Raw genomic sequence first — 19,007 nt, forward strand, 5'->3', positions numbered from 1 at the left:
GTTCGTCCTGAGCCAGGATCAAACTCTCCAAAGAATTTGATATAGCTCTTAAATTGACGAAGCTTGCGCTTCATTCAAAAATTGTAAAACTTATTTTTGCCTCATCGTTCAGTTTTCAAAGTTCGTCTGCCGCTCTTAGCGACTCATTTATAATAGCATCTGACTTTATGTTCGTCAACTATAAAAATAAAGTTTTTTAAAAAAGAATAAATAAAGACGATTCCTATCATTTTTGCTGAGAGGAATCGCCAGTCTCTTCTTATTGAAACGATACAATTTTCACTTCAGTCAAACGCGATAAATCATATTCAGTCTCATCCGTATCTTCTATAACAATAGGTCGCTCAATACGATTCGTATATGCGTGAATCTTCCCACGCACTCCGCTACTCAATAAAACGGTTCGACCGATTTCATAAAACCCGAGCAACGTAGCGAGAAGCGACAAGGCCTCCTCATCATAGGCTTTATTCTGCCACATATAAAAATATGCTTCTTCTGGCGAAAGTGGTTTTCGAAACGTTCGTGGTGCGGTTAACTGACAGAATCGATCAGCGACAATAAATAAAGGAGACGCGGGATTCAACTCCCGCTCGGTTAGACGTTTAGGAAAACCGGATCCATCTAGACGTTCGTGATGCTCTGTGATCAATTGATAGATACGCCCTCGTAGCGTTTGATTACTTGGGAGCATCGCTGCCGAGACAAGTGGGTGTTGGTATAGTAGCTCTCGTTCCATTTTTGTGAAATAACGCATATGAGACCATTTTCGAATTTTAGCGTAACTCGCATCAGCGAAATAAGAAGCAATTCCGTAATCAAATTGAAGTTGGTGCTCATCCCCTCGATATTTCGATAAGGCGCGCGCGACGAGTGCTCGATAGATCGCATGGTAAATGACATGGTTTTTTCGCAACGGTTGATGCGTAAAAAAATGAACGACTGCTGAAAGCGGGAGTTCCTGACTAAATAGTTGATGAATAAATTCTAAACCTTCGTAAGGATTCGGAGCGATTCGCTCTTCCCACTGATTATAGTGTTTCTCATATTGTAGAACCTGTTCGCAAAGAAGCTTTTCTTCTATAGAAGTGAAGATTAATTGTTCAACAGGTGCAACATCAATTGCTTCAATCTTTAAGAAACGGAGCAAACGTAAATGTTCATTCGTTAAATGAATTCCTGCCTCTAAGGAAGAAACGGGTGACAATAACGTCATACCAACATGTACAGCGGATAAGTTCAAACGCACGCGAATCCCTCCTATATATGAAAAAGGTCGAACGGAAACACCGTTCGACCTCTCGTCTTACTCATTCACATCAGACGATTCGTCGGTTTCAGGTGCTTCTACCTCAAACCCATTCTCCAAATCGACTGCTGATTCCTCTTCTAACTCATCTTTTTTCAATTTTGCGATAGTCGCTAGACGATCGCCATCTTCAATGTTCATCACTTTCACACCACGTGTGCTTCGACCCATCTGAGAGATGGTTTGCGAATCGATTCGAATCGCAACGCCGTGCTCAGTCATCAACATGATGTCATCATCTTCATCAACGACACGCATACCAACGACTGTTCCACGATCTGTCTTAATTCCAATGATTCCGGAACCGCCACGACCTTGTGTACGGAACTGTTCCATAGCTGTACGTTTCCCGAATCCTTTTTCAGTGATAATCAAGACGTCTTGCGTTGTGCGAACGATTTCCATTGAAACGACCAAATCATCGTCTTTCTTCAAACGAATTGCACGAACACCACGTGCCGTACGTCCCATCGATCGAACTTCTCCTTCGAGAGGGAAACGAATCGACATTCCTTGGCGAGTGACAATCAACATTTCATCATCGCTCTTCGCAAGGCGGACGGTGACGAGCTCATCTGTTTCATTCAAGCTGATGGCACGAAGACCGTTCTTGTTGATTCGAGCGTATGCCGAAAGTGGTGAACGCTTAATCAAACCTTCTTTTGTAATGAAGACAAGAGACAATTGCTCATCTGCCACTTCTTCTTCCGATTCATTTTGCGCATCCTCTGCCACCGTTTGGTTTGCCAGGTAACTGTTGAAATCGACAGGAATCATTGTTTCAACTTTTTCACCTTTATCGATTTGAAGCAAGTTAATGATTGGCATTCCTTTTGCGGTACGACTCATCTCAGGAATTTCATATCCTTTTAGACGGAAGACACGACCGAAGTTCGTAAAGAAGAGAATCGTATCGTGTGTCGATGCTGACAGCAAACGAAGTACGAAGTCTTCATCGTTCGTTCCCATACCTTGTTTCCCACGTCCACCCCGACGCTGTGCGCGATATGAATCGGATGGAATTGACTTGATGTAACCTTCGCTCGTTAACGTGATCATCATGTCACGAACCGGGATTAAATCTTCGTCCTCAAGTTCAACTATGTCTGTACGAATCACCGTACGACGTGCATCACCATACCGCTCTTTGATTTCAAGCAACTCGTTACGAATGATGTCGAGAAGCAACTCCTCATCACCAAGAATCGCACGAAGTTCCTCGATCAACGCTTTCACTTCACGGTATTCGCCTTCGATTTTCTCGCGCTCCAAACCAGTCAATCGTTGGAGACGCATATCTAAAATCGCTTGCGTTTGCTCAGTAGAAAGTCCAAAGCGAGCAATCAACTTCTCACGCGCCTCGTCACCAGTACGTGTACTACGAATGATGGCGATGACTTCATCCAAGTGATCAAGCGCAACACGAAGTCCCTCTAAGATGTGGGCACGTGCTTCCGCTTTATCCAAATCGAATTGCGTACGACGACGTACGACTTCTTTTTGGTGTTCGATGTAGTAATAGATGGCTTGTTTGATGTTCAACGTTTTCGGGCGACCGCCTACGAGGGCAAGCATGTTCACTCCGAACGTCGTCTGCATCGGCGTTTGCTTATACAAGTTGTTCAAGATGACACTCGCATTTGCATCGCGACGAACTTCGATGACAATCCGCATCCCGTTACGGTCGGATTCATCACGCAAGTCTGTGATTCCTTCGATTTTTTTATCACGTACCAAATCGGCAATTTTCTCAACGAGACGTGCCTTGTTGACTTGATATGGGATTTCATGAACGAGGATTCGTTCACGACCGTTTTTCAACGTCTCGATTTCGGCTTTCGCACGCATCGTAATTGACCCACGTCCGGTCTCATAGGCACGACGAATCCCGCTGCGTCCCAAAATCTCTCCCGCTGTCGGGAAGTCAGGGCCTGGGATGTGTTGCATCAATTCAGCAATCGTGATGTCCGGGTTATGAGTAAGAGCCAAAACCCCATCGATGACTTCATTCAAGTTATGCGGTGGAACGTTCGTTGCCATCCCGACCGCAATCCCGCTCGTTCCGTTGACAAGGAAGTTCGGGAAACGCGCCGGAAGAACGACCGGCTCCTTCTCTTCACCATCGAAGTTTGGTTGGTAATCGATTGTGTTTTTGCCAATGTCTCGTACGAGTTCCATCGCAATCTTAGACATACGTGCCTCGGTATAACGCATCGCAGCGGCCGAGTCGCCATCGACTGAACCGAAGTTCCCGTGACCGTCGACTAGTTCGTAACGATAACTGAAATCTTGAGCCATACGAACCATCGTTTCGTAAACGGCAGAGTCACCGTGTGGGTGATACTTACCGATCACGTCCCCGACGACACGCGCCGATTTCTTATGTGGCTTGTCCGCACGAATTCCGAGCTCGTTCATCGCATACAAAATACGACGGTGAACCGGCTTCAAACCATCTCGCACGTCCGGAAGGGCACGTGATACGATGACGCTCATCGCATAGTCCATGAACGACGTTCGCATCTCTTGGCTAATATTTATATCCTTGATATTTTCTTGTTCTGCCATTCGTTATTGCCTACCCTTCTTATTAAATATCGAGGTTCTTCACGTAATGGGCGTGAGATTGAATAAAGTCACGGCGTGGTTCGACGTTGTCACCCATGAGCGTTTCAAAAATCTCATCTGCTTCAATCGCATCTTGAAGATCAACGCGAAGCATCGAACGCGTTTCCGGGTTCATCGTCGTATTCCACAACTGTTCAGGATCCATCTCTCCAAGACCCTTGTAACGTTGAACGCTATAACGTGCGTTTTCAGGAAGTTGTGCAAGTGTAGCTTGTAACTCTCGCTCGTTTTGAACATAGATTGTTTCTTTACCGTGCTTCACACCATAGAGCGGTGGTTGCGCAATATAGACGTATCCACTCTCCACGAGTGGTCGCATGTAACGATAGAAGAACGTCAATAACAGCGTACGAATGTGCGCTCCATCGACATCGGCATCGGTCATGATGATCAGTTTATGGTAACGTGCTTTTGATAAATCGAACTCATCCGCAATCCCTGTTCCGAGAGCCGTGATAATGGTCCGGACTTCTTGGTTGGCCAAAATCTTGTCAAGACGTGCTTTCTCGACGTTGATGATTTTCCCTCGAATCGGCAAGATTGCTTGGAAGTGACGGTCACGACCAGATTTTGCCGAACCACCCGCTGAGTCACCCTCAACGATGTATAGTTCAGATTTCGAAGCGTCTTTCGACGAACAGTCAGCCAATTTCCCTGGTAATGAACTGACTTCGAGAATACCTTTACGACGTGTCATCTCGCGTGCGCGTTTCGCAGCAAGACGTGCGCGTGCTGCCATCAATCCTTTGTCGACAATAAGACGACCGACTGATGGATTCTCGAGCAAGAATTGTTCGAACGTGTCACTGAATAACGTATCTGTCGCCGTACGAGCATCGGCATTTCCAAGTTTCGTCTTCGTCTGTCCTTCAAACTGAGGTGCCGGGTGTTTGACGGAAACGATCGCCGTCAATCCTTCACGGACATCATCCCCAGAGAGACTACCGTCGGCCTCTTTCATCAATCCGAATCGCTTCGCATAATCATTGATTGAACGTGTGAGTGCTGTTTTAAATCCAGTCTCGTGCGTCCCACCTTCATGTGTCGGGATGTTGTTCGTGAATGAGTAGATGTTACTTGCGAAACCTTCGTTGTACTGAAGGGCAATCTCTACCTCAATTCCATCTTTCGTTCCGTGCACATATACAGGCTCTTCATGAATCGATGCTTTCGAACGGTTCAAGTGCTCGACGTAAGACTTAATTCCGCCCTCGTAGTGATAATTGCGTTCAATCGTCTCATCGCTACGATCATCTTTTGCGACAATCCGTAACCCTTTATTTAAGAAAGCAAGCTCACGAAGACGTGTTGCTAGCAAATCAAAGTCGTACTCGAGCGTTTCTTGGAAGATATCGCCGTCCGGGAAGAAGCGGACAGTCGTTCCTGTCGTATCTGTCGTTCCGACGATTTCAAGTTCACCTTGTGGCACGCCACGTTTGAACGATTGATAATACACGTTGCCGTCGCGACGGACGAACACTTCAAGTTTTGTCGATAGTGCGTTAACAACCGACGCCCCTACACCGTGCAAACCACCTGAAACTTTGTATCCGCCACCGCCGAATTTACCGCCGGCGTGCAATACCGTGAAAATAACTTCAACGGCAGGTCGACCTGTTTTCTTTTGAACGTCTACTGGAATCCCACGTCCGTTATCTTCGACAACGATGGAGTTTCCTGGCTCAACCGTCACTGTGATCGTGTCACAATAACCTGCAAGCGCCTCATCGATTGAGTTATCGACAATCTCCCATACTAAGTGGTGGAGACCGCGAGAGCTTGTGGAACCGATATACATCCCTGGACGTTTACGAACAGCCTCTAAGCCTTCAAGAACTTGAATCTGATCGGCGCCATACGCTTGCAATTCTTTTTCGTTTTCATTACTCATCGGTTATTTTCACCTACTATACATGATTTGGTGTTCCTTCTTACCACGATTACACGGATTCTGTTTCGACTTCTCCTTGTTTCACGTGAAACACTTTGGCTTGTTGAATGGTTTCATGTGCGATTCCATCAATGTTTGTTGTCGTCAAAATCGTTTGTACTTTTCGTCCCATCGTATCGAGTAGATGGGTTTGGCGATGATCGTCAAGTTCAGATAACACATCGTCTAATAACAAAAGAGGATATTCGCCCACTTCTTCATGAATCAATTCAATTTCAGCTAGCTTCAATGACAAGGCCGCCGTTCGTTGCTGACCTTGTGAACCGAACGTTTGAACGTTTCGATCGTTTACGTACAATTCAAAATCGTCACGATGCGGACCAAATAAGGTCACACCTCTTCTTCGTTCGTTCTCTCTTATTTTATCAAACTTTTGACGATACGTTTCAAACATCTGTTCTTTTGAGAAACGTTCTTTTTGGAACGTGTCAGAAACGTATTGAATCGTCAGTGTCTCTAACTCACGTGTGATCCCAGAATGAATCGGATTGGCCCATTTTTCGAGTTGATCGATGAAATGATAGCGTCTCATCACAATCTTCACGGCGAGTTCAATCAATTGGTCCGTCAATACTTCGAGTAACGTCTCGTCCCCACCCTTTGTGGATAACTGCTTCAACAAGGCGTTTCTCTGTTTTAACGTCTTCAAATATTGATTGAGCTCATGTAAGTACACGGGACTGACCTGACCGATTTCCATATCTAAAAATCGCCGTCTCCCTTGTGGACTGCCTTTGACGATGGCTAAGTCTTCAGGGGCGAACAAGACGACGTTAAATGCGCCGACATAGTCACTGAGACGACGTTGTTCTAAATGATTGAGCTTTGCTTTTTTTCCTTTAGGAGAAAATGAAAGACTCTGCACGGATTCGCCGGTACGTTTATGAATCCGTCCTTCGATACTTGCGGCATCAGCTTCCCAACCGATCAATTCTCGGTCTTGTGTCGTCCGATGCGATTTTGCGAGCGCAAGTACGTAAATCGATTCGAGAAGATTCGTTTTTCCTTGGGCATTCTCACCAATTAGAACATTCGTCTGTTCTGAGAAATCTAGCTCGAGGGTTTCGTAGTTGCGATAATTTTGCAATCGGATCGACTTTAAATGCACGTCAGTTTCCCTCGATTTGATATTCCCCGAAGCCTTCGACCTCGATTGTATCTCCATCTCTCAATTTGCGACCACGGCGTTGGTCCTGCTCACCGTTCACTTTGATCATGACATCTTCTAAAAAGAACTTTGCTTGTCCCCCACTTGAGATGATATCTGCTAATTTTAAAAATTGTCCGAGCGTTACATACTCGGTTGTAATCGACACTTTTTCCATGTCGTCACTTCCTTTCTCACATGCTGATCTGAAAAAATCGCCATACATATTAGTTTATCGAAAATCGTCGAATAAGGCAAAAAGAGGGATGACAAGGTCAGACACCTCATCATCCCTATCCGCTGCTTACGATGTGCGGACTGGTAAAATCAGTTGAAGAACGCTATCTTGCTCAACCGGTCGTAGAATGAACGGTCGCATCGAACCCGTGAACTGGATTTCGATTTCAGATGCATCGAGCGCACGAAGCGCATCCATTACAAATTTAGAGTTGAAGGATATTTTCAATTCTTCCCCTTCAAGCGATAAGATGCTGACACGCTCAGACACTTTACCGACTTCAGGTGAATGTGAAGATACTTCGACTGCTGTCGTATCTTCCGCGACAAATTTAATGACGTTGTTCCGATCAGCACGTGCTAAGAGTGATGCACGGTCGATGGCTTGTAAGAATTCTTTCGCATTCATGCGCACCGCTGTACGATATTCTTCCGGAATGAGGCGTGACGTGTCTGGGTACGCCCCGTCTAACAAACGCGAGAAGAATGAGATATTTTTCATGCGGAACAAGATCTGCTGGTCCGTCAGCACGATTTCAATCGGCAACTCTTCACGATCGAGCAATTTAGCGAGCTCGTTGAGCGAACGACCAGGGACGACGACATTTTGGAACGTCAAGTCGTTATCTGTCTCAAAACGAGCACGACGAAGCGCCAAGCGGTGGCTGTCTGTCGCTACACATGTGAGGAAGCCTTTCTCAGCAGAGAAGTTGACCCCTGTTAGAACGGGGCGTGTCTCTTGTGAAGAAACAGCGAAACTTGTCTGACGGATGATGGTCTTCAAGAGATCCGCTGGTAGATAGAAACGACGGTCACTCGCAAGTTCTGGGAGGCGAGGATATTCGTCCGGGTCGAGACCGTTCAAATGGAATTCTGCCTGGCCAGACTCAATTCGTGTCATGAAGTTTGGTGACACTTCGAGTGTGACTTCGTTTGTCGGCAACTTCTTCACGATTTCTCCTAAAAAGCGTGCATTCAATACGACACTTCCGGCACGTTGAATTTGAATGAGTTCAATTCCACCTTCTTCGATTGGGATCAAACGTTCAATCGAAATTTCAGTGTCACTTCCTGTCAATGTTAAACCGTCCGCATGAGCTTCCAGCTTTAAGCCTGTCAAAATTGGAATAGTTGTTCGTGAAGCCACAGCTTTTGATACATCTTGTACGGCTTGCATGAATACATCTCGTTGAATCGTTAAATGCATGTGGATAATTCCTCCTAAGGTGAAATGAGTCATTTACTAATGATAATAATAGTATTAATTAAGTCATAATAGTAATAAGGGCTGTGGATACTGGGGATAAGTCCCCTTAAGCATACGTATAAAGCCATTTCGCCTGTGAATAACTTGTGGATAACCAAGGTGGTTTATCCACAGGATATCCACAGAGAATCCGTCATCAGTTAGACAGTGCTTTTTTCAACGTTTGAATCGTCTCTTGCATTTCCACATCGTTTTTCAGGAGCGTGCTAATTTTCTCATGTGCATGAATCACAGTCGTATGATCACGCCCTCCAAACTCTTCCCCGATTTTCGGCAACGAACTCTCCGTCATCTCACGAGATAGGTACATCGCGATTTGACGTGGGAATGCCAACGTTTTTGTGCGTTTTTTCGAGTTCAACTCTTCTACTTGAATGTTGAAGTGTTGACCGACTATTTCTTGAATGTCACGAATGACGATCTTCTTCGCTTCCTGGACCGGCATGATGTTATGAAGCGCTTCTGCTGCTACGTCTGGGTCAATCGGTCGCCCAACTAGTTTTGCGTAAGCGACAACGCGTGTCAACGCCCCTTCTAGTTCACGAATGTTCGTATCGATTTGATTCGCAATATAAAGCATGACCTCGTTTGAGATATCGAGACCTTCAGCAGTCGCCTTTTTACGGAGAATCGCAATTCGTGTCTCGAGGTCAGGTGGTGTGATGTCCGTAATGAGTCCCCATTCGAAACGCGAACGTAGGCGATCTTCTAACGTCGGAATTTCTTTTGGTGGTCGGTCGCTTGAAATGACGATTTGTTTCTGATCATTGTGTAGCGCATTGAAAGTGTGGAAAAACTCTTCCTGCGTTTGTTCTTTTCCTGCCAAGAACTGAATATCATCAATCAGCAACACATCAATGTTCCGATAGCGATTACGGAACTCGCCTGTTTTATTGTCTCGAATAGAGTTGATGAATTCATTCGTAAACTTTTCAGAAGAGACATACGCAATCCGAGCTCCTGGTTTTTGTCCTTTTACATAATGACCAATCGCATGCATCAAATGCGTTTTCCCAAGTCCGACTCCCCCGTAAATAAATAGTGGGTTATATGCACGTGCTGGCGCTTCAGCAACAGCGAGTGATGCGGCGTGGGCAAATCGGTTCCCTGATCCGATGACAAACGTCTCGAAGATGTATTTGTCATTCAGCTGGCCGAGATCCCCTTCCTCTTTTGAAGGTAATGGTAAAGGCTGTTCCCTTGTTTCTGTCACGGCAATGGATTCTTGTGACGATCCATCCGCTGGAGCATACTTGTGTGCTTGAGATTCTTCAATAAAATGAATTTCGAGCTTATTGTTTGTGATCTCTTCGACCGTATCTTGTAAAAGTGACAAGTACTGTCGCTCTAACCACGTAACGATAAAACTGGCCGGCGCCGACACAACGAGTGTCGTCCCCATCAGTGATATCCCTTCGGTTGATTTCAACCACATGTCAAAACTAGCTTTTGGAGTTCGTTCCTCTTCTTCAATCACAGATAAAACGTTTCTCCAAATCTCGCGAGCATTCTTCAATGAAAGACCTCCTTTACTCACATGTTTGGTAAAACTTATTCACACGATATACACATACACTATTCTATAGTAGAAACTAGGGTTATCCCCAGAGAACAAAAACTGTGGATAAAGTTATCCACATGGTGTTCATTATGGGGATAACACTTATCCACAGCCTGTGTATATCTCGGAATCACGAATTGTTCATCCACAAGTTTGTGCACATTCAGTTTAGCAAAATAAAATAGACGTGGCAATGCTTTTCGGTATTTATCCACAGATAAAGAAAAGTATCCACACCCACTTATCCACATGCTGTGTGTTTTGTGGATAAACTGTGGATATGTTGTGGATAAAGGTGTTTGAAGAGAATGGCAATTGAAAAAGTTATGCACAAAAGAGGAGGAAGTGAATCGAAAGAAAGTTTTTGTAAAAGAAGAAAATGAAAAAATAAAGAATTCGGATATGAAAAAAGAAGAGTTATTCACATATAAATGTGGATAACTTCGTGAATATGTGGATAAAATGGCTCAACATCGCTATTTATAAAGACCGTTTAAGAAATACGTAAAGGTTTCGTATCAATCTGGTTCCATACAAGCCGTTCTAGACAAAGTTAAACAATCTCCAATGACACCTCTCGATCACGTAATCTCGCCGATTCGAAAACCGTTCGAAAATACATTGACAATTGTTGATTCGATTTATATAATCTTAAAGACTGCCTTAAATGAAACTATAACTTGCTAATAGAGCGTTAATCTTGAGGAGGTGCTGTAACCATGAAACCAACTTTCAACCCTAACAACCGTAAGCGTAAGAAAGTTCACGGATTCCGTGCACGCATGGCGACTAAAAACGGTCGCAACATTCTTGCTGCTCGTCGTCGTAAAGGCCGTAAAGCCTTGACTGTATAATTTCGAATGAAGATTGCCCGGGGATCCTTTCCTCGGGCAATTTTTTAGTTTGTCACAGAAACGTAGCATTTCATGGATTCTCCCTCGTTCAAATGATGCGGATATGATATGATGTTAGTTGACGATTTTTGAAGCGAAGGATGGAGTGAGAATTTTGAAAAAAGAATACCGCCTGCAAAAGAATGAAGAGTTCCAAGCGGTGTTTCGCGAAGGACGCTCCGTGGCCAATCGTCAGTTTGTCGTCTACACGCTCAAAGCGGATCAAACGCATTTCAGAGTGGGTCTTTCTGTCAGCAAAAAGCTTGGAAATGCTGTAGAACGAAACCGCATGAAACGATTGATGCGTGAGTCGCTTCGCTTGCTTGAACCGAACGTTGCGCCGAATGATTATGTGATCATCGCCCGGAAGCCTGCGACCGCATTGACGCAGTCGGAAGTGACCGAGAGTTTGAAACACGTATTCAAACGAGCGAAGGTTTGGCAAAAACAAAGCCGGTGACCATGACAATCTGAATTTGTTCTCTCATATAATCAGAGTCTTATAAGATTGCCCGATCGACGTGTGCGTTAAAAAAGAATTGATAAAGAAAGCGTAGGAGGAACTATGAGCAAAAAGCTAAAATTAGGATTACTCGCTGCCATGACTGCGGTCATCATGCTAATGGCAGGCTGTGTGGATCCGTCTACCATCCAAGCCGAACCAATCACGGCTGACACAGAAGGTTTCTGGGCGAAGTACTTTGTATGGCCGCTCGCATGGCTCTTGAAGGAAGTTGCTTACTTAGTCGGTGGCCCATGGCAATACGGGATTTCAATCATCATCGCGACAATCATTGTTCGTTTGTTGATTCTCCCGCTCATGATCAAGCAGACGAAGAGTATGGGTGCGATGCAAGTCTTGCAACCGGAAATGTTGAAGCTTCGTGAGAAGTACAGCTCAAAAGACCAAGAAACACAACGTAAACTCCAAGAAGAGATGATGAAACTTTATCAGGAATACCAAATCAACCCGCTCGCAGGTTGTTTGCCAATCTTGATTCAAATGCCGATTCTCTTCGCGTTCTATGATGCGATTCGTCGTACTCCTGAAATTTTCGAAGCGGACTTCTTATGGTTCGACCTCGGTGCTCCGGACCCGACGTTCATCTTGCCAATTTTGGCGGCAGTCTTGACGTTCGTTCAACAAAAAATCTCAATGGCGGGTCAAGAACAGAACCCACAATTGAAGATGATGCTTTACATCTTCCCAGTCATGATTTTCATCATGTCGATCAACCTTCCAGCCGCACTCTCATTGTACTGGGTAGTCGGTTATATCATCTCAATCATCGTCACGATGGCAATCATGCTTCCGATGCGTGAGAAGATGAAGGTTGCAGCAGAAGCGAAAATCGCTGCGAAAGAAGCAGAGCGTGCAGCGCTTGCTGAAGAAGAAAAGAAAAACAAAAAGAAAAAACGTAAATAATCGTTAAGCTGGGTGTCATCTGACACTCAGCTTTTTTTATGGGATTGTATGTCGAGAAGACGGGAATAATGAAAGAAACGGGTAAATGGAGGTGTGGAAACATGGAGGCATTTATTCATCGTGTAGAACGTTCGACGTTATGGCAAGCAATCATTTACTTTGTGCTCGGTGTTCTTATTCTACTGTACCCTCGATTTTTCTTTGATGTCATGGTGTACGTGATTGCCGGATACTTGGCTGTCCTGGGTATATGGATGATTTTTCAAGGGGTTCGTAGACGACAGGGTGGTTTACCGTCGGCTTTCTTTATGGGTCTCATCTATTTGATTTTGGCAGCGGTCGTCTTTTTCTTCGCCGAGACGCTGGCTAGTCTACTCCCGATTTTAATCGGGGCGCTGTTTTTATTTGGAGGAATCATTCGCCTCATTCAGGCGCTCGGTTACCGTCAATCGATGGCAGGACGATGGCTCTGGTTTTTGATTGGCAGTCTATTGTGGATTGGTGTCGGGATTCTCATGTTGACGAATCCGTTCAGTAGCCTACTTGTCTTATTCCAGCTTTTCGGTGGAATCCTCATCGCCATTGCAATTCTAGAATTGTTCCTCTATTTCACGATTCGTTCGACGAAACGACAAGCACGTTACTAAAAAACAAACCGTCCTCTTTCAAGGGCGGTTTGTTTCTCGTTGAAGCAACTGTTCCATAAACGATCCGAACACATTGTAGCCGGATAAGGATTGGAAGAAAGGGTGTTCTTCTTTGAGTCGCTCGATGTAGAGTCGGGCGGCTTTTTCATGATTCGCTGGGGTCAATTGATTATAAAATGGATGTAGGTCGATTTTTTGTCGCTGCGTCATATCCTTTAAACCAAGAGAAGCCCGATCCGGTGTATGGTGAGCGGCTAACACATATGCAAAATGGACCATTCCTTGACGAAGCATTTCGGCTGCCCAAATGTCGTTACCACGATTTCTTGATTTCGTATATTGGAAAAAGAACCAAACGGTGTCGAAGGCATGGTCACTGATTGCTGCTTCGTCTAACTGCAAGGAAGTGGCGTGTCTAGCAAGTCGCTGTTGTGGGTCGTAGATCACATGAATCGAGTCTTGATGGTTCAACGTATCTTGCGTGACCGTGAACAGGTCGAGGTGAAGAAAATCGTCGAATACGACGATGAGTTGTGGCGCAACGATGTGAATCTCGTCTTTTAACAGAATCGGACGGTAAGCGTTTAAATGCTCGAGGCGTCTAGATAGAAAGGAGGCCTCCTCATCGGGGTGCACCATGACATAAAGGTCGATATCTGAATGCTCATCGGCTTCTCCCCTGCCGAAAGAGCCTTTCAAAAAAATTGCTTGAACTGCCTCATCCTGTTTTAATCGTTCCGTAATGAGTTGAATCGCTTCCTGTTGCTTCATGTTCATCCCTCTCGTCTCTGTAAATATATTCCTTTATTGTACGAAAATAATGATAGGAACTGCAATGACTTCATCGGCGGGTGAACTCTTTCGTTCAAGTCGAATATCGTGTATAGTAGGTTCGTTATGCATATGATAGAGGAAGATGGTTTAGGTTTGGAGGGAGAAAGATGCTAGAGTTTGACACGATTACAGCGATTTCGACGCCGATGGGTGAAGGTGCCATTGGAATCGTCCGATTATCAGGCGATTTGGCGGTCGAAACGGTGAACAATGTGTTTTCTGGAAAAGACTTAACAACGGTCGATTCACATACCATTCATTATGGAACATTAAAACGTCCTGATACGGGCGAAGTCGTAGATGAAGTCATGGTCAGTATCATGCGAGCACCAAAGACGTTTACACGAGAAGACGTCGTCGAAATCAATTGTCACGGAGGTGTCGTGGCGGTCAATCGTGTGCTAGAACTCATTCTCGACCAACCCGACATCCGCTTAGCAGAACCGGGCGAGTTCACGAAACGCGCCTTTTTAAATGGCCGCATCGATTTATCACAAGCCGAAGCGGTCATGGACTTGATTCGTGCGAAAACGGATCGGGCGATGAACGTGGCCATGTCTCAAATGGAAGGACGTTTGTCACGACTCGTTCGCGAATTGCGTCAACAACTGCTTGAGACGATTGCGGCAGTCGAGGTCAATATTGACTATCCGGAGTATGACGCCGAAGAGATGACACAAGCGATCGTCGAAGAGAAGGCGGGCGAAGTCAAACGAATCTTGGAGCAATTGCTCGAGACGGCGCGACAAGGGAAAATCTTGCGCGAAGGTTTGGCGACGGCGATCATCGGGCGACCGAACGTCGGAAAATCCTCACTCATGAATACGCTCGTGCAGGAGACGAAAGCGATTGTCACTGAGATTGCGGGGACGACACGTGACACGATTGAAGAATATGTCAACGTGAAAGGTGTTCCGCTAAAGTTGGTGGACACCGCCGGTATTCGCGAGACAGAAGATATCGTTGAACGCATCGGCGTAGAAAAATCGAGGAAGGCGTTAGAAGCGGCAGACTTGGTCCTTCTCGTCTTAAACGGACATGAGGGGCTGACTGTCGAAGATGAGGCGTTGTTTGAGGCCGTCAAAGGGATGAATGCCATCATCATCATCAACAAGACAGACTTGCCACAAAACATGGATTCTTCTAAGCTAGAGAAACTAGCGGCAGGCCGTCCAATCGTGGCGACGTCGCTCTTACTAGATGAGGGAATCGATGCACTTGAAGCGGCGATTGCGAACCTCTTCTTTGCAAAAGGCGTTGAGTCGCAAGATATGACATATATCTCAAACGCTCGACACATTCAATTAATCAAACGAACGATTGGTCAAATTGATGAGGCGCTCGGTAGTGCCGTCATGAATATGCCAATCGATATGGTCCAAATCGATTTACGTCGGGCGTGGGATACGCTCGGTGAAATCAATGGAGATACCGTTCAAGAGAGCTTGATCGATCAGCTCTTTTCACAGTTTTGTCTTGGGAAATAATAAGGAGGAACAAATATGGCTTATACGGCAGGCGAATATGACGTAATCGTCATCGGGGCCGGACACGCAGGGATTGAAGCGGCACTCGCATCGGCTCGGATGGGTGCCAAAACAGCGATGCTGACGATGAACCCTGATATGGTCGGGTTCATGTATTGTAACCCGTCAATCGGGGGACCGGCGAAAGGGATCGTCGTACGTGAAATCGACGCACTCGGCGGAGAAATGGGTCGTGCGATTGATGCGACGTACATCCAAATGAAGATGCTCAACACGTCGAAAGGTCCAGCGGTACGTGCGCTACGTGCACAGGCGGACAAATTCCAATATCAAAATCATATGAAGAAAGTGCTAGAAGACGAGCCGAATCTATTGCTCCGTCAGGCACTTGTTGAACGATTGCTCATCGAAGACGGAGAAGTGCGTGGCGTGGTAACGAACACGGGTTCAGAATATCGCGCGAAAGCAGTCATCGTCACGACGGGAACGTTCATGCGTGGTCAAATCATCATCGGTGAATTGGCATACGAAAGTGGTCCAAACAACCAAATGCCATCGGTCGAGCTTTCAAAACATTTAGAAGAACTCGGCCTCGATTTAGTTCGATTCAAAACAGGGACACCGCCACGAATTGATGGGAAAACGATCGATTACTCGAAGACTGAGATTCAGCCGGGAGACGAGAATCCATCATTCTTCTCGTACACGTCGACTGACTTGAATCCAATTGAACAAATCCCTTGCTGGCTCACGTATACGAGTGAACGTACGCATCAATTGATTGATGAGAACTTACACCGTTCACCAATGTATTCGGGTGCAATCAAAGGAACAGGACCACGTTACTGTCCATCGATTGAAGATAAAGTCGTCCGTTTTAATGACAAGCCGCGTCACCAGATCTTCTTAGAACCAGAAGGTCGCGACACGGAAGAAGTATACGTTCAAGGTTTCTCGACGAGTATGCCAGAAGACGTTCAACATCAGATGCTTCGGACGATTCCAGGTCTTGAAAAGTCAGAAATGATGCGTCCAGGTTATGCGATTGAGTACGATGCGGTCGTACCGACGCAACTTTGGCCGACTCTTGAAACAAAGGCAGTTCCAGGACTCTTTACAGCGGGACAAATCAACGGGACGAGCGGCTACGAAGAAGCAGCCGGACAAGGAATCATGGCGGGAATCAACGCCGCATGCAAAGTGCTCGGCAAAGACCCTGTCATCCTTGATCGCTCTCAAGCATATATCGGTGTCTTAATCGATGACTTGGTGACGAAAGGAACGAACGAACCATATCGTCTCCTCACATCGCGTGCTGAGTATCGCCTCTTGTTGCGTCATGACAATGCGGATTTACGCCTCAGCGACATCGGGCACGAGATCGGCTTACTTTCAGAAGAACGCCATGCACATCTCAATGAGAAGCGTGAAGCGATTGAAAAAGAAGTGAATCGACTCGCATCACTTGTTGTCAAACCGACGCCTGAAGTGAATGCGATGCTTGAATCGGTCGGTGCACAACCGCTGAAAGAAGCGACACATGCCAACATTTTGTTGAAACGTCCAGAAGTGACGTATGAGGCGCTCATGACAGTCGTCCCATCTACAGACGAGTTGTCGTTCGAAGTGAAAGAACAAGTCGAGATTCAAGTGAAGTATGAAGGCTATATCTCAAAACAACTCGAACAAGTTGAAAAGATGCGTCGCATGGAAGCAAAACGAATCCCAGAAAACTTGGATTACGATGCAATCGGCGGTCTTGCGACAGAAGCGAAACAAAAATTAAAACAAGTTCGTCCACTTTCGATCGGACAAGCATCACGAATCTCGGGTGTAAACCCTGCAGACGTGTCAATCTTGCTTGTCTATATCGAACAAGGACAATATGCGACGGTGGAGTGAAACGATGAACGAATCTCAATTTATTGAAGCGTTACGGGCGAAAGGGTTTGAACTGAACGAGACACAACTCGCTCAGTTCAAGCGCTATTTCGAGATGCTTGTTGAATGGAACGAAAAAATGAACTTGACGGCCATCACGGACAAAGAGGAAGTGTATTTGAAGCACTTTTACGATTCGCTCAGCGCAGCGTTCCATTTCGATTTCACGAAAGTCGAAACGGTATGTGATGTCGGAGCGGGTGCCGGATTCCCGAGTCTCCCTCTCAAGATTTTATTCCCGCACTTACATGTCACGATCATCGATTCATTGAATAAACGCATCACGTTCTTGAATGAGTTGGCGCTTGCACTTGGACTTGAAGGAGTCGCGTTCCATCATGGGCGTGCCGAAGAATTCGGGAAGAATAAAAAATTCCGTGAACAGTTTGATGTCGTCACAGCACGTGCGGTAGCCCGCATGACGGTGTTGGCTGAGTACTGCCTACCACTCGCAAAAGTAGGCGGAAGCTTTGTCGCGCTTAAGGCGGCGAAAGTATCTGATGAGATGAAAGACGCCCAAAATGCGTTGGCTGTCCTTGGCGGGAAAGAAAAAGCGACACACCAGTTCCTATTGCCAGGAGAGATGAGTGAGCGTAATATCGTAGTTGTAGATAAACTACGAAAAACGCCCGGGAAATATCCGCGTAAGGCGGGAACACCGGCGAAAGAGCCACTTATCTGATGATGTCGTTTCACGTGAAACAAAAGCAGATTCCAGTGGTGGAGTCTGCTTATTTTTTTACATAAAAGGGGTGCCCGACGTTGAAGAATAGATTTGCGAAATTGTTCGGTGTGAATCGAAAAGACGAAGTTGCCGTGACGCAGATTGCAGAAGTTCGAGCGGACGACACGGTACAGGAGCTCTCGTTGTCACGATTGCGTCCGAACCGATACCAACCGCGTAAAGTATTCGAACCGGCTAAAATTGAAGAGTTGGCAACGACGATTTCGGAACACGGACTGCTTCAACCGATCGTGGTTCGTAAGGCAGACGGGGACTGCTATGAAATCATCGCCGGGGAGCGTCGTTTCCGAGCCGTGAAATCGCTCGGCTGGTCAGCGATTCCAGCAATCGTTCGCGATATGGATGACGATACGACGGCTGCGCTCGCCTTGATTGAAAACTTGCAACGGGAGCAGTTGAGTCCGATTGAAGAGGCGGAAGCATACGACCGTTTACTCGCCTTGAACGGTTTGACGCAGGATGCATTAGCGAAGAGTCTGGGGAAGAGCCAGTCTACGATTGCGAATAAGTTGCGACTGTTGAAGTTGCCTGAAGACGTGAAACAATCACTTCGCGATCGTCGCATCAACGAACGACACGCCCGTGCGTTGTTACCGTTAAAAGAAGAGGGGTTACAGCTCCAAGTGCTCGTTGAAGTGTTGGAACAGGATTATAATGTTAAAGAGACAGAAGAACGAGTCGCCTTTTTGACAACGCCGATCGAAGAAGAAAAGCGTAAACCGAAAAAACAACGTCGCCGGACGAAAAGTTTTGCGCGCGATACGCGAATCGCCATCAATACGATTCGTGACTCAATCGATTTGATTGGGAAAACAGGGATTGATGTCCAAACTGAAGAAGTAGACGAAGAGGAATTTGTTGAAATTCGAATTCGCATCCCGAAAGCGCGGCCTCAAAAATGAGTCCGTGCTTTTTCATACGATGAAGGAGGTTT

At 45.9% G+C, this 19,007-nt stretch carries 16 protein-coding genes; 8 read left to right on the forward strand and 8 right to left on the reverse strand.

Annotated elements, in window-relative coordinates; genetic code table 11:
- Positions 1–259: 259 nt before the first annotated feature.
- The 7 genes from KNP04_RS10490 to dnaA form a co-directional block, all read right to left on the reverse strand.
- Positions 260–1,249, reverse strand: a complete 990-nt coding sequence (locus KNP04_RS10490) for an HD-GYP domain-containing protein (protein WP_214875840.1) — start codon at positions 1,247–1,249, stop codon at positions 260–262.
- Between the two features lie 57 nt (positions 1,250–1,306).
- Positions 1,307–3,877 (reverse strand): DNA gyrase subunit A, encoded by a 2,571-nt coding sequence (gyrA, locus tag KNP04_RS10495; RefSeq protein ID WP_214875842.1) that lies wholly within the window; start codon positions 3,875–3,877, stop codon positions 1,307–1,309.
- A 22-nt stretch (positions 3,878–3,899) separates the two neighbouring features.
- Positions 3,900–5,828 carry a DNA topoisomerase (ATP-hydrolyzing) subunit B gene (gyrB, locus tag KNP04_RS10500; protein ID WP_214696486.1) on the reverse strand — a complete coding sequence of 643 codons (1,929 nt, stop codon included), beginning with the start codon at positions 5,826–5,828 and terminating at the stop codon, positions 3,900–3,902.
- A gap of 49 nt (positions 5,829–5,877) precedes the next feature.
- Entirely contained in the window at positions 5,878–6,996 is a 1,119-nt protein-coding gene (gene recF / locus KNP04_RS10505) for a DNA replication/repair protein RecF (protein ID WP_074034078.1), read from the reverse strand.
- Between the two features lies 1 nt (position 6,997).
- Complete coding sequence (gene yaaA, locus KNP04_RS10510; protein ID WP_015880213.1) at positions 6,998–7,213, reverse strand: S4 domain-containing protein YaaA; 216 nt, start codon at positions 7,211–7,213, stop codon at positions 6,998–7,000.
- 126 nt (positions 7,214–7,339) lie between these two features.
- Complete coding sequence (gene dnaN / locus KNP04_RS10515; RefSeq protein ID WP_026824743.1) at positions 7,340–8,479, reverse strand: DNA polymerase III subunit beta; 1,140 nt, start codon at positions 8,477–8,479, stop codon at positions 7,340–7,342.
- A 196-nt stretch (positions 8,480–8,675) separates the two neighbouring features.
- Positions 8,676–10,055 (reverse strand): chromosomal replication initiator protein DnaA, encoded by a 1,380-nt coding sequence (gene dnaA, locus KNP04_RS10520; RefSeq protein ID WP_214749500.1) that lies wholly within the window; start codon positions 10,053–10,055, stop codon positions 8,676–8,678.
- Between the two features lie 764 nt (positions 10,056–10,819).
- Here dnaA and rpmH point away from each other — a divergent pair.
- The 4 genes from rpmH to KNP04_RS10540 all read left to right on the forward strand — a co-directional run bounded on the left by rpmH (position 10,820) and on the right by KNP04_RS10540 (position 13,066).
- Positions 10,820–10,954, forward strand: a complete 135-nt coding sequence (gene rpmH, locus KNP04_RS10525) for a 50S ribosomal protein L34 (protein WP_015880216.1) — start codon at positions 10,820–10,822, stop codon at positions 10,952–10,954.
- Positions 10,955–11,108: 154 nt separating this feature from the next.
- Positions 11,109–11,453: a ribonuclease P protein component gene (gene rnpA, locus KNP04_RS10530; protein ID WP_147537828.1), complete on the forward strand. Its 345-nt coding sequence runs from the start codon at positions 11,109–11,111 to the stop codon at positions 11,451–11,453.
- A 105-nt stretch (positions 11,454–11,558) separates the two neighbouring features.
- Entirely contained in the window at positions 11,559–12,419 is an 861-nt protein-coding gene (gene yidC, locus KNP04_RS10535) for a membrane protein insertase YidC (RefSeq protein WP_214749506.1), read from the forward strand.
- Positions 12,420–12,520: 101 nt separating this feature from the next.
- Positions 12,521–13,066 carry an HdeD family acid-resistance protein gene (locus tag KNP04_RS10540; RefSeq protein ID WP_214875844.1) on the forward strand — a complete coding sequence of 182 codons (546 nt, stop codon included), beginning with the start codon at positions 12,521–12,523 and terminating at the stop codon, positions 13,064–13,066.
- 18 nt (positions 13,067–13,084) lie between these two features.
- Here the strand turns inward: KNP04_RS10540 and KNP04_RS10545 are convergent, their stop codons facing one another.
- Positions 13,085–13,837 (reverse strand): nucleotidyltransferase domain-containing protein, encoded by a 753-nt coding sequence (locus tag KNP04_RS10545; protein ID WP_214875846.1) that lies wholly within the window; start codon positions 13,835–13,837, stop codon positions 13,085–13,087.
- Positions 13,838–14,007: 170 nt separating this feature from the next.
- On the opposite strand from KNP04_RS10545, the gene mnmE reads away from it, so the two are divergent.
- From mnmE to noc, 4 genes are all read left to right on the forward strand, one after another.
- Complete coding sequence (mnmE, locus tag KNP04_RS10550) at positions 14,008–15,387, forward strand: tRNA uridine-5-carboxymethylaminomethyl(34) synthesis GTPase MnmE (protein ID WP_214749515.1); 1,380 nt, start codon at positions 14,008–14,010, stop codon at positions 15,385–15,387.
- A gap of 15 nt (positions 15,388–15,402) precedes the next feature.
- Positions 15,403–17,289, forward strand: a complete 1,887-nt coding sequence (gene mnmG, locus KNP04_RS10555) for a tRNA uridine-5-carboxymethylaminomethyl(34) synthesis enzyme MnmG (RefSeq protein ID WP_214875848.1) — start codon at positions 15,403–15,405, stop codon at positions 17,287–17,289.
- A gap of 4 nt (positions 17,290–17,293) precedes the next feature.
- Complete coding sequence (gene rsmG, locus KNP04_RS10560) at positions 17,294–18,010, forward strand: 16S rRNA (guanine(527)-N(7))-methyltransferase RsmG (protein WP_214875850.1); 717 nt, start codon at positions 17,294–17,296, stop codon at positions 18,008–18,010.
- 80 nt (positions 18,011–18,090) lie between these two features.
- Positions 18,091–18,975: a nucleoid occlusion protein gene (noc, locus tag KNP04_RS10565; RefSeq protein WP_074034050.1), complete on the forward strand. Its 885-nt coding sequence runs from the start codon at positions 18,091–18,093 to the stop codon at positions 18,973–18,975.
- Positions 18,976–19,007 lie beyond the last annotated feature (32 nt).

It is taken from the genome of Exiguobacterium sp. CH10 (assembly GCF_018617635.1).
Classification (GTDB): Bacteria; Bacillota; Bacilli; order Exiguobacteriales; family Exiguobacteriaceae; genus Exiguobacterium; species Exiguobacterium aestuarii_A.